14 protein-coding genes are annotated in these 15,122 nt (G+C 29.9%); 13 read left to right on the top strand and 1 reads right to left on the bottom strand.

Features of this window, described 5'->3' with window-relative positions; translation table 11 throughout:
• Window positions 1-53 precede the first annotated feature (53 nt).
• From HUU89_RS15330 to HUU89_RS10115, 11 genes are all read left to right on the top strand, one after another.
• Complete coding sequence (locus HUU89_RS15330; RefSeq protein ID WP_032089729.1) at window positions 54-899, top strand: MurR/RpiR family transcriptional regulator; 846 nt, start codon at window positions 54-56, stop codon at window positions 897-899.
• Between the two features lie 114 nt (window positions 900-1,013).
• On the top strand, window positions 1,014-1,913 hold the full coding sequence (murQ, locus tag HUU89_RS10160; RefSeq protein WP_032089730.1) for an N-acetylmuramic acid 6-phosphate etherase: 900 nt from the start codon (window positions 1,014-1,016) through the stop codon (window positions 1,911-1,913).
• A gap of 12 nt (window positions 1,914-1,925) precedes the next feature.
• The gene (locus HUU89_RS10155) at window positions 1,926-2,258 is read left to right on the top strand and encodes a hypothetical protein (RefSeq protein WP_032089731.1); all 333 of its coding nucleotides are present in this window, start codon (window positions 1,926-1,928) and stop codon (window positions 2,256-2,258) included.
• 11 nt (window positions 2,259-2,269) lie between these two features.
• The gene (locus HUU89_RS10150) at window positions 2,270-3,622 is read left to right on the top strand and encodes a PTS sugar transporter subunit IIC (protein WP_022000971.1); all 1,353 of its coding nucleotides are present in this window, start codon (window positions 2,270-2,272) and stop codon (window positions 3,620-3,622) included.
• A gap of 12 nt (window positions 3,623-3,634) precedes the next feature.
• A complete protein-coding gene (locus HUU89_RS10145; protein WP_175301669.1) occupies window positions 3,635-4,513 on the top strand; it encodes an N-acetylglucosamine kinase in 879 nt (292 codons plus the stop codon).
• Window positions 4,514-4,547: 34 nt separating this feature from the next.
• A complete protein-coding gene (locus HUU89_RS10140) occupies window positions 4,548-6,011 on the top strand; it encodes a glycoside hydrolase family 1 protein (RefSeq protein WP_217498470.1) in 1,464 nt (487 codons plus the stop codon).
• Window positions 6,012-6,179: 168 nt separating this feature from the next.
• The gene (locus HUU89_RS10135; RefSeq protein ID WP_175301668.1) at window positions 6,180-8,519 is read left to right on the top strand and encodes a glycoside hydrolase family 3 N-terminal domain-containing protein; all 2,340 of its coding nucleotides are present in this window, start codon (window positions 6,180-6,182) and stop codon (window positions 8,517-8,519) included.
• A 104-nt stretch (window positions 8,520-8,623) separates the two neighbouring features.
• Window positions 8,624-9,214 carry a hypothetical protein gene (locus tag HUU89_RS10130; protein ID WP_107029942.1) on the top strand — a complete coding sequence of 197 codons (591 nt, stop codon included), beginning with the start codon at window positions 8,624-8,626 and terminating at the stop codon, window positions 9,212-9,214.
• 61 nt (window positions 9,215-9,275) lie between these two features.
• Entirely contained in the window at window positions 9,276-9,839 is a 564-nt protein-coding gene (locus tag HUU89_RS10125; RefSeq protein WP_175301667.1) for a TetR/AcrR family transcriptional regulator, read from the top strand.
• Window positions 9,840-9,975: 136 nt separating this feature from the next.
• Window positions 9,976-12,021, top strand: coding sequence for an FAD-dependent oxidoreductase (locus HUU89_RS10120; protein ID WP_147580833.1), 2,046 nt, complete (start codon window positions 9,976-9,978; stop codon window positions 12,019-12,021).
• Between the two features lie 133 nt (window positions 12,022-12,154).
• Window positions 12,155-12,589, top strand: coding sequence for an HTH domain-containing protein (locus tag HUU89_RS10115; RefSeq protein ID WP_175301666.1), 435 nt, complete (start codon window positions 12,155-12,157; stop codon window positions 12,587-12,589).
• A gap of 267 nt (window positions 12,590-12,856) precedes the next feature.
• Here HUU89_RS10115 and HUU89_RS10110 read toward each other — a convergent pair whose 3' ends face one another.
• Window positions 12,857-14,197 (bottom strand): MATE family efflux transporter, encoded by a 1,341-nt coding sequence (locus HUU89_RS10110; protein ID WP_175301665.1) that lies wholly within the window; start codon window positions 14,195-14,197, stop codon window positions 12,857-12,859.
• 84 nt (window positions 14,198-14,281) lie between these two features.
• Here HUU89_RS10110 and HUU89_RS10105 point away from each other — a divergent pair, with 84 nt between their 5' ends.
• Together HUU89_RS10105 and HUU89_RS10100 are read left to right on the top strand one after the other, a co-directional pair.
• Window positions 14,282-14,557 (top strand): hypothetical protein, encoded by a 276-nt coding sequence (locus HUU89_RS10105; RefSeq protein ID WP_175301664.1) that lies wholly within the window; start codon window positions 14,282-14,284, stop codon window positions 14,555-14,557.
• Complete coding sequence (locus HUU89_RS10100) at window positions 14,544-14,888, top strand: putative quinol monooxygenase (protein ID WP_175301663.1); 345 nt, start codon at window positions 14,544-14,546, stop codon at window positions 14,886-14,888. The genes HUU89_RS10105 and HUU89_RS10100 overlap by 14 nt, the downstream gene beginning before the upstream one ends.
• Window positions 14,889-15,122: the final 234 nt, after the last annotated feature.

Raw genomic sequence — 15,122 nt, 5'->3', positions numbered from 1 at the left:
AGGATAGAATTTATTGATGGTGATTGATATAATGAAAATAAGGAGATGATAGTGTGAATGGTTTTGTAAGAATTAGAGAATTTGAAGAAAGTTATACATCGACAGAAAAATTAATAGCGAAATATATTCTTGAACATGGTAATGAGATTTTAAATTATTCTGCACAAACATTGGGAGAGAAGACAAATACTTCTGCCGCAGCTATTATTAGGTTTTCTAAAAAAATAGGTTTTAAAGGTTTTAGTGATTTAAAAATGAATTTAGCACAATCTCATTCAAATGAGCAACATGATTTAGATGTAGATATTATTTTTAATGAAAATGATGATATGACATCTTTAGTAGATAAAGGATGTCGTTTAAATATGAATACGGTATTGAAAACATATCAATTGATTAATGTTAGTGATTTAGAAAATGCTATAAATCTTTTATGCAATGCATCAACTATTTATCTGTTTGGAGTAGGTGGTTCTTCAGTTATTGCTAATGATATTGAACAAAAATTAATCAGAATTGGGAAAAAGGTTATTTATAATAATGATTTACATATTCAAATGACATTTACGCAAAGTATGACAAAGGATGATATGGCATTGATCATCAGTTATTCAGGAACAACGGCAGGATTGGTAGATATTTCTAAAATCTTAGTTGAAAAAAATATTCCGTATATTTCAATTACACAAATTAATCAAAATCTTATATCAAAAAATAGTACGGTTGCACTTAGAGTACCAAGCGAGGAAAAGGAGTTACGTATAGGAGCAGTTTCATCAAGAATTTCTTCTTTTGTAATTACTGATTTATTGTATTATGGTGTGTTTAAAAAGAACTTTGATAAAAATAAAGATAATTTGATTGATTCAAGAAATAATGTTTCAATTCTTAAAAAGTAGATTCATTTCAAAATGAATCTTTTATTTTGGGAATAATATTTTAAAATATATCAATTATTATTGAAATAATATTTCAATAATAATATAATGATATTGGAAGGAGGGGCCATATTAATGAAATTAAATCAGTTAGATACAGAAAAAGTAAACCAAAATTCATTACATATTGATGAAATGTCAACTATTGATATTTTAAAAACAATTAATAATGAAGATCAAAAAGTAGCATTTGTAGTACAAGACGTCATATTACAAATCGCTCAAGCGGTTGATTGTATCTATAAAAAAATGTGTTTAGGTGGAAGATTAATTTATGTAGGTGCTGGAACTTCTGGAAGGCTAGGAATACTAGATGCCTCTGAATGTCCACCAACTTATGGAGTTGAACCTACTCTTATCCAAGGAATTATTGCTGGAGGGATTAAAGCTGTTACTCAAGCAGTTGAAGGTGCAGAGGATTCGAAGCAATTAGCACAAATAGATTTAGAAAAAATAGATTTAAATGACAAAGATATTGTTTGTGGAATTGCTGCTTCAGGAAGAACACCTTATGTAATTGCAGGATTGCAATATGCGCGCAAAATTGGCTGTTCTACAATTTCATTGTGTTGTGTTCAAAATGGAGAGATTTCAAAGTACGCTAATTATCCTATTGAAGTTGTTGTAGGACCAGAAGTTGTCACTGGCTCAACAAGAATGAAAGCTGGGACAGCACAAAAGATGGTTTTAAATATGATTTCAACTTCAGTGATGATTAAAAGAGGAAAAGTATTTGGAAACTTAATGGTTGATGTTCAACCAACAAATGAAAAATTAAAAATGAGAGCTGTTTCTATTGTTTGCCAATCTGTTGATTGTGATGAAGCAGAAGCAACAAGACTATTAAATAAAAGCAAGTTTAATGTTAAGATTGCTATTTTAATGGGTCTTACGGGTAAAGATGAAATAGAATGTCAAGAAGCTCTTGAAAAGAATAAAGGTAATATTAGCCTAACAGTTAGAAGTTTTTTATAGGAGGAATAAGCAATGAAAAGATATGTTGTAAAAAATGAAAAAAATAAAACATATAAAAATATGTTTGGGGTAACAGACTATGATATTCCAATGTTCGGATTTAAAAGCGCATTGTTGATTTTAGGTGCTACAATGTTATCTTTAATTGTTTGTGTAAATGGTTTTCATTATTTACATATTGATTTTCGCCTTCCTAATGCAATTATTAGTTCAATTGTATGTGGTTTATCTGTTGCTTATTCACAATTTTATATTGAAAGAAAAAAAGGAATGTGTAAAAGCTTTTGGATTGTTGCAGGTATATTTACAATCATGGCTTTTGTGATGATATTAATGATTAGATAGGAGGAAAAAATATGTTTGAAAAGTTCTCGAACATTATTGAAGGTAAATTTGCTGGTCCTTTGGAAAAACTTTCCAATCAAAGACATTTACGTGCTATTCGTGATGGGATCATTGCTACTTTACCAATTATTATTGTAAGTTCGTTATTAATGGTTGTTGCATTTTCATATAATCAAATGCCTGAATCATGGGCTTTGGCGAAGTTTATCAAAGCTAATGCAGTAGCTATTTTATTACCATATAGAATGTCAATGTATATTATGACATTATATGCAGTTTTTGGAATTGGTTATTCACTTGCAAAATCTTATGATTTAGATGGATTAAGTGGAGCAATTATGGCAGAGTTAACATTCTTATTAACGATTGTTCCTGTCTCTATTCCAGATGTGACTGATTCAATTACTGCATTAGCAAGTAAAAATGCAGAATTAAATGCATTTTTACAACAACTTCCTTCAGGATATGTTATTCCTGCAGAAAACTTAGGATCAGCAGGTATGTTTATTGGAATTTTATCTGCATTTATTGGAGTTGAAATTTATAGATTTACACAAGTAAAAGGTATAAAAATTACGATGCCTGCTGCTGTTCCACCAGCAGTAGCAAGATCTTTTGAATCTTTAACACCAACAATTATTATTATTTTAGGAATGTCTACCATTACAATGTGGTTAGGTATTGATGTTCATAGTATTGTCGGAACACTTATTAAACCATTAGTAAATGCAACAGATACTTTACCATCAACATTAATTATTATTTTCTTAATTATGTTTTTCTGGTCATTCGGTATTCATGGAGATTCTATTGTTAGTTCTCTTGCAAGACCAATTTGGTTAATTTTATTAGACCAAAATACAGCTGCGGTAGCTGCTGGAAAAGTAGCAACACATATTGGTGTTGAACCATTTTTACAATGGTTTGTACATATTGGTGGATCAGGAGCAACACTTGGATTAGCTATCTTATTCTGTTTTAAAGCAAAATCTAAATATGGAAAAACTTTAGGAAGAACAACAATCTTACCATCTATTTTTAACATTAATGAACCAATGATTTTTGGGGCACCAATTGTTTTAAATCCGATGTTATTAATTCCTTTTATTGTTATTCCTTTAGTTCTGGCAACAATTGCTTGGGTTGCTACAGCAATGCATTTAGTTAATTGTGCTGTTACAATTGCTCCATGGACATTACCTGGACCAATTGGTGCTTATCTTGCATGTGGAGGAGATTGGAGAGCAGCAGTTTTGAATATTATTTTAATTGTAATCTCTGTTGTGTTATATTATCCATTCTTTAAAATGTATGATAAGGAATTATTAGAAGAAGAAAAAGCTAAAGAAGCTATTGAAGGATAAAAGGTGAAATTTATGTATATAGGTATTGATGGTGGTGGAACAAAGACAAAAATGGTTTCTTATGATGATGATGGAAATATATGTCAAGAAATAGTTTTACCAACTGTTCATATTCTAAGTCAAACGCCAAAAAAATGTATTGAAATATTAAAAGCTGGAGTTGAACAATTAGATCCACAAAGTGTTTCAAAAATTGGTATTGGTTTAGCAGGATATGGACAAGATAAAAAAATAAGAAAAGAAATAGAGGATATTTGTTTAAAAGCATTTAAAAATAGACCATTTGTTTTAAAAAGTGATGTACAAATAGCAATAGAAGGTGCTCTTGATGGTCAAGATGGTATTGTTGTGATTGCTGGAACGGGTAGTATTGCGCTTTCTTTAAAGGAAGGTATGTTACAACGTTGTGGTGGTTGGGGCTATCAATTAGGTGATGAAGGAAGTGCTTATTGGATTGCTAAAAAGATGTTGAATGTTTTTTGTCAAGAAGTTGATGGTCGTTTAGAAAAGACGATTTTATATGATTTAATTAAAAGAGAATGTTATTTAGTAAATGATTATGACATTATTACTTTTATGAATAATTTAAATCATGATCGTACAAAAATAGCTGCTTTAGCTTATATCAATGGCTTAGCAGCAAAAGAAAAAGATCCTAATGCTTTAAAAATATATAAACAAGCTGCAGAAGAAATATATAAACTTATTAACTTGTTATCTAAAAATTTTAAATCTCCCATTAACGTCTCTTATATAGGCGGTGTATTTCAACATGCAGGTTCCTTTATTATTCCTCATCTTCAAGATCAATTAGGAAATCGTTTTAATCTTATTCCACCTATTCATACACCAGAATATGGTGCCTATATACTTGCAAAGAAACTAAGGTGAGAAATCACCTTAGTTTTTAAAAGGAGGACATAAAATGGTATATATACAAAAGAAAAAAGATATTCTTTGGGGTGGAGCAACTGCTAGTAGTCAATATGAAGGAGGTTATGATTTAGATGGAAAAGGTTTAGATACACAAGATTGTAGACCTTATTTAAAGAGAACTTCTGATGCTACAACAGCAACACGCTTACTCACACAAGATGTTATAGATGAAGCAAAAAAATGTCAGGGTATTGGAAATTATCCTTTTAGAAAAGGCAGTGATGGATATCATCATATAGATGAAGATATTGCTTTATTAAAGGAATTAGGGATTGATATTTATAGATTTTCAATAAGTTGGGCAAGATTATATCCTCAAGGTGATGAGTTAGAACCAAATAAAAAAGGAATCGCGTTTTATGATCATATTTTTAAAGAAGTTCATAAGGCGGGTATGAAAATATTTTTAACAATGAATCATTATGCTGTACCACTATATTTAGTAGACAATTATGGTGGTTGGACAAATAGAAAATTAGTTATTTTTTATGAAAGATTTGCGAGAACTGTTTTTGAACATTGGGGACAATATATTGATTATTTTTTACCATTTAATGAAATAAATGCAGGTTATTTTAGTCCTTATAATGGCGTAGGTTTAGTTAAAGAAAAAGACAAATCCTATAATCAAAGTCTTGTTTTTCAATCACTTCATCATCAATTTATTGCAAGTGCACAAACAATTAAAATAGCAAGAGAATTATCTCCTAAAAGTCAATCAGGATGTATGGTCGCATGTTTTTGTTATTATCCTTTAACATCTTCACCAGAAGATAATTTAAAAGCCGTTAGAGATGAAGAAATACATCAATGGTTTGCAGTTGATATTTTAGCTAATGGTCATTATCCAAGTTATATGGATCGCTTTTTTAGAGAAAATGATATTCATTTAAAAATGGAAGAGGGCGATGAAGCATTGTTAAAAGAATATGCTTGTGATTTTGTTAGCTTTTCTTACTATTCAAGTTCAATTGCTACTGTTCAAGAAGATGGACAACAAACAGCAGGTAATTTAGTAGTTTCAACTAAAAATCCTTATTTAAAAGCAAGTGAATGGGGATGGCAAATTGACCCAATTGGTCTTAGAATTATGCTCAATAAAATGTATGATCGTACTCAAAAACCAATTTTTATTTCAGAAAACGGCTTAGGAGCAAGAGATCAATTAAATAGTGATTTTTCAATTCATGATCCTTATAGAATAGATTATTTAAAACAACATTTTAAACAAATAGAAGAAGCCATTGATGATGGTGTTGATGTTATTGGTTACATTATGTGGGGTGTTATTGATATTGTTTCAGCTGGAAGCTGTGAAATGGCAAAAAGATATGGAGTTATTTATGTAGATGGTGATAATTTAGGAAATGGTACTTATAAACGTTATAAGAAGGATAGTTTTAAGTGGTATCATGATTATATTCAAGCTCAACATCAACAATTTAAGAAATGATTAATTTCATTTCTTTTTTTCTTGAAATAATATTTTAAATATTTTTATAAAAAAATGAAATTTTATGTATGAAAAGGCTTTCAAAATGATTTGCATTTTGTTACAATACATATTGTACAACATGTCTAGACAATATTAAGTGCAAATTATAGAGAGGAATATGAATAAATGGGAAAAAGAATGAAAAAAGTTCTAGCATCAGCTATGTCCCTATCAATGGTCGCTTCAATGGCTATGTCAGGGGTTGGTGCTACAACTTCAAGAGTTGATAGTTTGTTATCAAATATGTCATTAAGACAAAAGATAACACAAATGATGATGGTTGATTTTAGAAAATGGAAAACTGAAGATGAATCGGAAGCTACTGATTTTACTAAAATGAATTCAGAAGTACAAAAAATCGTAGAAGATTATGATTTTGGTTCAGTTATTTTCTTTGCTAACAATATTAAAGAAACTGAACAAAGCTATAATTTAACAATGGATCTACAAAAAGCAGCAACAAAAGATAATGGTATTCCATTATTGATTAGTGCAGATCAAGAAGGTGGTTCTGTTTATCGTTTAGGATCAGGAACTGCTTTACCAGGAAACATGGCGTTAGGAGCAACAGGTGATGTCAATAATGCTAAAATTGCTGGAGAAATTATTGGTAGTGAATTAAGTTCTTTAGGAATTAATACAAATTTGGCACCAGTTGTTGATGTTAATAATAATCCAAGTAACCCGGTTATTGGACTACGTTCATATGGTGATGATGCTGAAATGGTGGGGAAAATGGCCTCAGCTGAAATCGAAGGATTAGCTGAGTATAATGTTATTGGATGTGCAAAACACTTCCCTGGACATGGAGATGTAGCTACTGATTCACACTATGGATTACCAATCGTAAACAAGTCAAAAGAAGAATTATTAAATAATGAATTAAAACCATATCAAGTTGCAATTAATCAAGGTATTGAAATGATCATGTCAGCTCATATTCTTTACCCTCAATTAGATAATACAACTGTTTATTCAGAAAAAACTAAACAACAAGAAAAATTACCTTCAACATTATCTCATAAAATCATTACAGATTTATTAAAAAATGAATTAGGATTTAATGGGGTTGTTGTTACTGATGCAATGAACATGGCAGGTATTGCAAAAACATACGATCAAGTTCAAGCTACTAAACTTGCTATTAATGCAGGGGTAGATTTAATATGTATGCCTTGTGATTTAAAAAGCAAAGATGATTTAGCTAATTTAGATAAAATTATTGATGGTGTAGAAAAAGCAGTAAATGATGGTGAAATTCAAAAATCTAGATTAGATGATGCAGTAACAAGAATCTTAACATTAAAAGAAAATAAAGGAATTTTAGATTGGAAAGAATCTAACTATTCATTAGAAAAAGCATTAGCAACAGTAGGTAGTGATGAAAACAGAGCTAAAGAAAGAGAAATCGCTAGAAAAGCTGTAACAGTTGTTAAAAATGAAAATAACGCATTACCATTAAATGTTACTAAAAAAAGTAAAGTTTTAATGCTTTGTCCATATACAAATGAACAATCTCAAATGTTAATGGGATGGAATAGGGCAAAGAAAGCTGGATTAATTCCTGATGGTGCAGAAGTTAAAGTTCAATGTTTTATGAATCATGATGATTTAGAAACAGTAAAAGAAAATATTGATTGGGCTGATACTGTTATTATTAATTCAGAAATTTATGGAACATACTATACAAATTATAAATATTGGCTTTCTGCTGGACCAAATAATTTTACAAAATATTGTAAAGAAAATAATAAAACTTCAGTTATTATGTCAGTAGATTTACCATATGATGTTCAATTATATCCATATGCAGATGCAATCTTAGCTGTATATGGTGATATAGGATCTTCTGTTGATCCAACAGAAGCTATCGTAGGTGGAACTACAACATCTAAAGAAGCATATGGACCAAATATTATTGCTGGTGTAGAAGTAGCTTTAGGTACATTTGGAGCAACAGGAACTTTACCTGTAAATGTTACAAAATATGATGCTGATAGTAATAGTTATACAGATGAAATTGTTTATAAACGTGGTCATGGAATAACATACGATGCTAAAACAATTAATAGAGATGAATTAGAAAATAAAGTAGCAGAATTAGAAAAACTTGAAAAAGGAAACTATACTGATGCATCATGGTCAGTATTTGAAATTGCATTAAATGATGCTAAAGAAGTATTAAGTAAAGTAAGTTCACAAGAAGATATTGATGAAGCATTAGCAACATTAAATAAAGCATATGAAGCATTAACAGAAAACAAAAAAGAAGAACCAACAAATCCATCTGATAAAAAAGATGAATCAACAAATAAAAAAGACGAAACAGTTAAAACAGAAACAAAGAAAAATACACAAAAATCAAAAGTAAAAACAGGAGATAATACAGCAATTACAGCATTTGCAGTAATGATGTTTATTTCAGGATGTGTATTTGTATTAGCAAGAAGAAAAAGAAATGATTAATTAAAATGTCCTCTTCGTTGAAATCAACGAGGAGGATTTTTTTATTTTAATCACTTTGATTATCAAGTATAATTAAATAAATAAACAAAGAAAGGATTAGAGTGATGATTGATTTAAGAGAATATTTTTATAATAAGATAAAAAATGAAATGGATCATTGGGATATGTCAGATGCTTATTCTATTACCTTTTTTCTATATAGTAATGAAGCATATACATATAAAGAATATTCTAATGTTTGTGAATTTAGTATTTCTTTAAATAATGAAACTTTCTTTAAAAGTGAATATTCTGGAGATGATGAAGGTCTTTATAGTGAAGAAAGATGGAATTATGCATATTTAGAGCAAGATGATAAAGATATGCTTGATGAAAAAGGAATGGAAACTTTATTTGCGTGGTATAAACAAGAAGGTATAGAGAATATTGGTTATGAAGATCCTGATTGTTATGATGAAAATTGTAGATATATAGGAAAAGGTCCAGTAGGGTATTATGAATTATTAGAAGTGATTAGTGATGTTGCTAGAAGATTAATTGAAGAAGATTATTTTCTACAAAGATGTGGTAAGAGAATTCCTATTATTATTCAAGATTTAGAATTTACGTGGTATGTTCTTGAGGCAACAAAGAAAGTAAATATCCATGATGAAGCACATGATTTTTTTAAAGCATTAGAATCTGGAAATATGTAACTTATTTGTAATTTTCTATAACTTTTGATAAAATCTATTCTGTTTAGAAATGAGGAATAGGATGACTACTAGAGATATACAAAGAGAAGAAACGAAAAAGAGAATATATGATGTTGCTTTTAAGTTATTTGATGAATTTGGATATGATAAGGTAAAAGTAAGTGATATTGCTAAGGCAGCAAATGTTTCTGTAGGATCTGTCTATTATCATTATAAAAATAAAGAAGCCATCATTGATTATGGATATTATGAATTTGATCAGATGTTAAAAGAAGCTTATGAAAAGCAAACTTTTGATAGTGAAAGAGAGGCTATTCTCTTTCTAATTGATTTTCAAATAAAAGATGTTTTTTTAGATATTGGTTTAAAGATGACAACTATTTGTTTTAAAAATCAAATAAATGCTGAAAATACATATCTTCATAGTGATGAAAGATATCTTTATCAAAAACTTTTAGAAAACTTAAATAATATACAACATATGAATAAAGAACATGCTGCTAAAATGATGTTAAGAATTAGTCGAGGAAGTATTTATGATTGGTGTTGTCATAATGGAAGTTATGATTTAATAGAAGCAGTGCATGAAGAAATTTCTATTGTATTAGATTATATTGGTTTGTAGAAAGACGAAAGTCTTTCTATTTTTTTATTTCTATGTGAAAAAATTATTAAGTTATTGACAATTGAATTGTAAAGGCTTACGATATATATAAGCTAACTGAATAAGTTCAGTGAACTAATTCAAGGAGGAATTTGGTATGAATAAATATCAACATTTATTTTCACCGATTAAAATCGGTACAGTAGAAGTTCCAAACCGTATTGCATTACTTCCAATGGGGGTCTTTTCACCACGTATGATGAATAATGACGGAAGTTATACAAAAGATGGAGCAGATTATTATATTGAAAGAGCTAAAGGAGGAACAGGGTTAATTATTACTGGTTTAGTTCCAGTACCTAAAGGAGCAGGGCTTCCAAGTATTGTCAATGATGTAAAAAGCTATACTGAAAACATGAAATACTTAGCAGATGGTGTTCATAAATATGGATCAAAAGTATTTGTTATGTTAACAGCAATGTCTGGTAGAGCATCTATTCATGCTACAGATCCAGCACCTAGTTCAATGCCTAATGTATGGGATCCATCTAAAAATAATCCTGAAATGAGTATTGAAGACATTCATCAATATATTGAATGGTTTGCCATGGGGGCTAAAGCCGCTAAAGATGCCGGTATTGACGGGGTAGAAATTCATGCAGTTCATGAAGGTTACTTGTTGGATCAATTTACGATTGCTGCATGGAATAAACGTAATGATGAATATGGCGGAAGTTTAGAAAATCGTTTAAGATTCCCATGTGAAATTGTTAAAGCAATTAAAAAAGCTTGTGGACAAGATTTCCCAGTTTCCGTTCGATATTCAGTTGTAAGTAAAACAAAAGATTTTAATAGAGGTGCTTTACCTGGAGAAGAATATCAAGAATTTGGTAGAGATTATCAAGAAAGTGAAAAAGTTGCTAAAATGTTAGAAGAAGCAGGATATGACATGCTTGATTGTGATAATGGATCATATGATGCGTGGTATTGGCCACATCCACCAGTATATATGCCAAAAGCATGTAACTTGGAAGATGTTGAAAAGGTAAAACAATGGGTCAACATTCCAGTTATTTGTGGTGGACGTTTTGATGATCCTGAACTTGCTGAAAAAGAAATTGCGGCAGGAAAGATTGATATGATGGGTATGGGGCGTCCATTATTAGCTGATCCAGATCTTGCAAATAAATTCAAAGAAGGAAAAGAAGATGATATTCGACCATGTATTTCTTGTCATTTTGGATGCTTAGCACGTATTTTCCAAGTTGATATGAAAACAATGAGTTCTAAAGATATTTCGTGTGCTTTAAATCCACGATGTGGTATGGAAAATCATTATAATATTACGAAAGCAGATGTTTTAAAGAAGGTTGCAGTTGTTGGTGGCGGTATTGCTGGTATGGAAGCTGCACGTGTTGCTGCTCTTCGTGGTCATGAGGTTGACCTTTATGAAAAAACAGATCGTCTAGGTGGTGTCTTTAATGAAGCAAGTGCTTTTGATTTTAAAGATGATGATCGTCGTTTACTTGCTTGGTATAAAAAACAAATTAAAGATACAGGTGTGAATGTTAAATTCAATACAGAATTTAAGGTAGAAGATAAAGAAAAATATGATGTTGTTTTTGTAGCTACGGGAGCAAGTGAAAAACGTTTAGACATGATTCCTGGATTTGATCAACCAAATGTAAGATACGCTGTAGATGTTTTAGATAAACAAGATATTAAGGACCAAAATGTTGTCATTATTGGTGGAGGTCTTACAGGTTGTGAATTGGCTTATGATTTAGCAAGAAAGAATAAGAAAGTATCTGTAGTAGAAGCACTTCCAACAATTATGAACGTTGAAGGTCTTGCTGCACCAAACTATAATATGCTTGTTGAATTAATGGAACATTATCATGTGGATATTTATAAAAATGCAACAGTTAAAGAATATAAAGATGGAAAATTATTAATTAATGTAATGACAACCAATCAACCAAATATCAACAATAGAGCACGTATGATGTCATTGTTTGGAGTACATCATATTCCAAAAACAATTGATGCAGATACAGTTGTTGTTTCTGTTGGATATAAATCAAATCAAACATTATATGATTCAATAAAAGGTGATAATGTTTACTTATTAGGAGATGCCATTCATCCAAGTAATCTTATGACTGCTATTTGGGGAGCTTATACAATAGCTTTAAAAGTTTAGAATTTGTAAGTGAGGAAATGGGAAACCATTTCCTTTTTTTGCGTGGTATAATTTTTTTAGAATATTTTTACTAGGACATGGGGCTGTCTTAGTTGAACTCTATAATAGAAGCTGTAATAAGGAAGTGAGACAAATGGTAAATAATCAAAAGAAAAATAGAGTGTTAGATATTTTTTATAGAGCTTTTAAAGGAGAAGAACTTTCTGTTTCTAATCTTGCTAGTGAATATGAAGTATCTACAAAAAGTATTACAAGAGATATTAATGAAATTAAAAATTTCTTAGCGGATAATCGAGATGTGGTAGGAAATAGTGAACTTCTTTATTCTTATCAAAGTAAAACGTATTCTTTAAAGTTCGATCATTTTTTAGTTTCTAAAGAACTTGTTGCTATTGTGAAAATTCTTGTGGGCTGTCGTGCTTTAAGTAAAGAAGAATTATTAGAACTTATTGCAAAACTAAAAAATCTAACAGATTTACAAGATCGTAAATTATTAGAACAAGTTATTCGCAATGAAATGTATCATTACCATGAAGTACATCATGATTGTATATGCAAACTATCTTGAAAGAAAAGCAAGAAATGAAGGAATCAATCAAGGAATTAGTCAAGTAATCAACCAAGGCAAAAAATAGAACGTAAAGAAAAGAATATAGAGTATGTAAGAAAACTAATGGAAAGATTACAAATGTCATTTAAAGAAGCGGTTTGTTTATTAGAAATACCAGAAAAAGAAATTAAAGAAATAGAAAAAACTTTCAATCATAAATAATGAGCTTAAAGGTAGAAAAAGATATTTTTAATTAGAGTAAAAGAGGCTTTTGTAGCCTCTTTTTTAAGCGAGTGTTTTTTTCACAAAATGCTTGAAATAAATACCATTAAGAATTGTTGTCATTAAATCTGAAATCGGTTCTGCTAGAACAACAGCATAAACTCCATAACTTGGTAAAATAAATGGTAACAGATAAATCAAAGGTATTAATAAAATGATTTTTCTAAAGAATGCAAAGAAAAATGCATTTTTTCCACAACCTAATGCATTATAGGTTTGTTGAAAAGTAGAGAAAGCACCCATGATAATAAAGCCAAAGATATAGATTCTTAATAATTGATAAGAAAGTTGAATTAACTGAGTATTATTAGCAAATAAGGAAACAAATACTTGAGGAAATGATTCCATTAGCAAAACACCAATAATTGAATAGGTTAAAGCTACTTTGATCGTAATTTTAATAGTCTCTTTTACACGATCGTATTTTTTTGCGCCAAAATTGTAACTAATAATAGGTTGTGCTCCTTGGGCAATTCCTTCCATAGGAAGAGATAGGATTTGTGACATTGAAAGAAGTATTGTCATAGCACTTACCGATAAATCTCCACCATAAAGAAGAAGCTGTCTATTAAAGGCGACTTGTAAAATTCCTTCTGTTGATGACATAAAGAAAGGAGTAAAACCTAAACCTAATATCTTTTTCATAATATTTTTATCAAATAAAAGATATTCTTTTCTTATTTTTATAATTGTCTTTTTACCAAATAAAAAAGATAACACCCAAATACATGAGACAAATTGTGAAATAATGGTTGCAAGGGCAGCACCAGCAACATTCATATGTAAAACATAGATAAAGATAGGATCTAAAATAATATTTAAAATACCACCAATAAGTAAAGTCATCATGCCAAACTTCGCATAACCTTGAGTGTTGATAAAATAATTAAGACCGACTGTTAATTGGATAAATACAGTTCCAACTGCATAAATTCTTAAATAAGATAAAGCATAAGGAAGTGTTTTTTGACTTGCTCCAAAAAGAATAAGAATTTTATCACCCCAAACAAAAAGACAGAACATAATGATAAGCGAGGTTAAAATTAAACTACTAAAAGCATTTCCTAAAATTCTTTCAGCTTCTTTGGGATTCTTTTCTCCTAATTTAATAGAGGCGAGTGGAGCACCACCTCGACCAAAAAGATTACTAAAAGCAGTAATGATTGTAATAATTGATGTACATAAACCAATTCCCGCAATGGATAAACCACCATCGGGAAGTCTACCAATATAAATACGATCAACCATATTATAAATAAGCGTTGCAAGCTGTGCCAAAATGGATGGTAAAGCAAGCGAGAATAAAAGTGATGACACTTTTTCATTTTCTAATCTATGATTCATAAATACCTCCAAACAGTCTTAATTATAAATGTTTAATTATAAAGGTCAATATGATAAAATTATTGAAAGAAAGAAGGGAAAAGTATGGCATTATTTGATGATTTAACAAAGAAAGCAGCAAAGTTTACGGAAAAAACAATTGAAAAATCTTCTGAACTTGTAGATACTGCAAAAACAAAAGTAAGTATTAAAAGTGCAGAAGTTGATTTGGATGATCAATTCATTGAATTAGGAAAGTTGTATTATGAAGTTTTAAATAAGGACAATGTCTTTGATGAAAAAGCTGCTCCAGTTGTTCAAAAGATTGATGAAATCAATCAACGTATTGAAAATTTGAAATCAAGTCTTGAAAAAGAATAACGCAATTACTGTTCATATTTACTATACTGGAGAAAATGGAAGTGCAAAAGCTTTTGTCAAAGAGATGTTAACAAGTGGTCTTGTTGATGAAATTAAAAAAGAAAAAGGAAATAGACGTTATGAATATTTCTTTTCAGTAGAAGATGAAGAAACGGTTTTATTAGTGGATAGTTGGGATAATCAAGAAGCAATTGATTTACATCATTCTTCTAGCATCATGGATCAAATAATGGAACTAAGAATCAAATATCATCTACATATGAAAGTTGAACGCTATTTTTTAGATGAAACAGGAATACCAAAAGAAGATCAAAAGTTTATTCAAAAATAAGGGCCTATTGAGGAAATAGGTCCTTCAGACTATTAACATTTTATTTGTTAACAGTTTGAAAGAAGACCACTAAAAAGGTCTTTTTTTGTTGTAAAAACACAGTATATTAGACAAAGAAGAGAAAAAGGTAAAAAAAGAGTTGGATAAAAAACGTTGATATAAAGGCAGAAAAAGAGGTAAATAGAGAAAAAAATAAAAAAAGGACAAGAAAAAGCTTTACAAAAGGGAGAGAGG

The sequence above is a fragment of the Faecalibacillus sp. H12 genome, from assembly GCF_013361255.1.
GTDB lineage: Bacteria > Bacillota_I > Bacilli_A > Erysipelotrichales > Coprobacillaceae > Faecalibacillus > Faecalibacillus intestinalis.
Note: the sequence above shows the minus strand (reverse complement) of the source record. Positions and strands in the feature narration are given on the sequence as shown.

What these genes read in the sequence shown, in the direction of transcription:
- murQ (WP_032089730.1), top strand. Translation starts at nt 1,014, where the DNA reads ATGAAATTAAATCAGTTAGATACAGAAAAAGTAAACCAAAATTCATTA.
- HUU89_RS10155 (WP_032089731.1), top strand. Translation starts at nt 1,926, where the DNA reads ATGAAAAGATATGTTGTAAAAAATGAAAAAAATAAAACATATAAAAAT.
- HUU89_RS10150 (WP_022000971.1), top strand. Translation starts at nt 2,270, where the DNA reads ATGTTTGAAAAGTTCTCGAACATTATTGAAGGTAAATTTGCTGGTCCT.
- HUU89_RS10145 (WP_175301669.1), top strand. Translation starts at nt 3,635, where the DNA reads ATGTATATAGGTATTGATGGTGGTGGAACAAAGACAAAAATGGTTTCT.
- HUU89_RS10140 (WP_217498470.1), top strand. Translation starts at nt 4,548, where the DNA reads ATGGTATATATACAAAAGAAAAAAGATATTCTTTGGGGTGGAGCAACT.
- HUU89_RS10135 (WP_175301668.1), top strand. Translation starts at nt 6,180, where the DNA reads ATGGGAAAAAGAATGAAAAAAGTTCTAGCATCAGCTATGTCCCTATCA.
- HUU89_RS10130 (WP_107029942.1), top strand. Translation starts at nt 8,624, where the DNA reads ATGATTGATTTAAGAGAATATTTTTATAATAAGATAAAAAATGAAATG.
- HUU89_RS10125 (WP_175301667.1), top strand. Translation starts at nt 9,276, where the DNA reads ATGACTACTAGAGATATACAAAGAGAAGAAACGAAAAAGAGAATATAT.
- HUU89_RS10120 (WP_147580833.1), top strand. Translation starts at nt 9,976, where the DNA reads ATGAATAAATATCAACATTTATTTTCACCGATTAAAATCGGTACAGTA.
- HUU89_RS10115 (WP_175301666.1), top strand. Translation starts at nt 12,155, where the DNA reads ATGGTAAATAATCAAAAGAAAAATAGAGTGTTAGATATTTTTTATAGA.
- HUU89_RS10110 (WP_175301665.1), bottom strand. Translation starts at nt 14,197, where the DNA reads ATGAATCATAGATTAGAAAATGAAAAAGTGTCATCACTTTTATTCTCG.
- HUU89_RS10105 (WP_175301664.1), top strand. Translation starts at nt 14,282, where the DNA reads ATGGCATTATTTGATGATTTAACAAAGAAAGCAGCAAAGTTTACGGAA.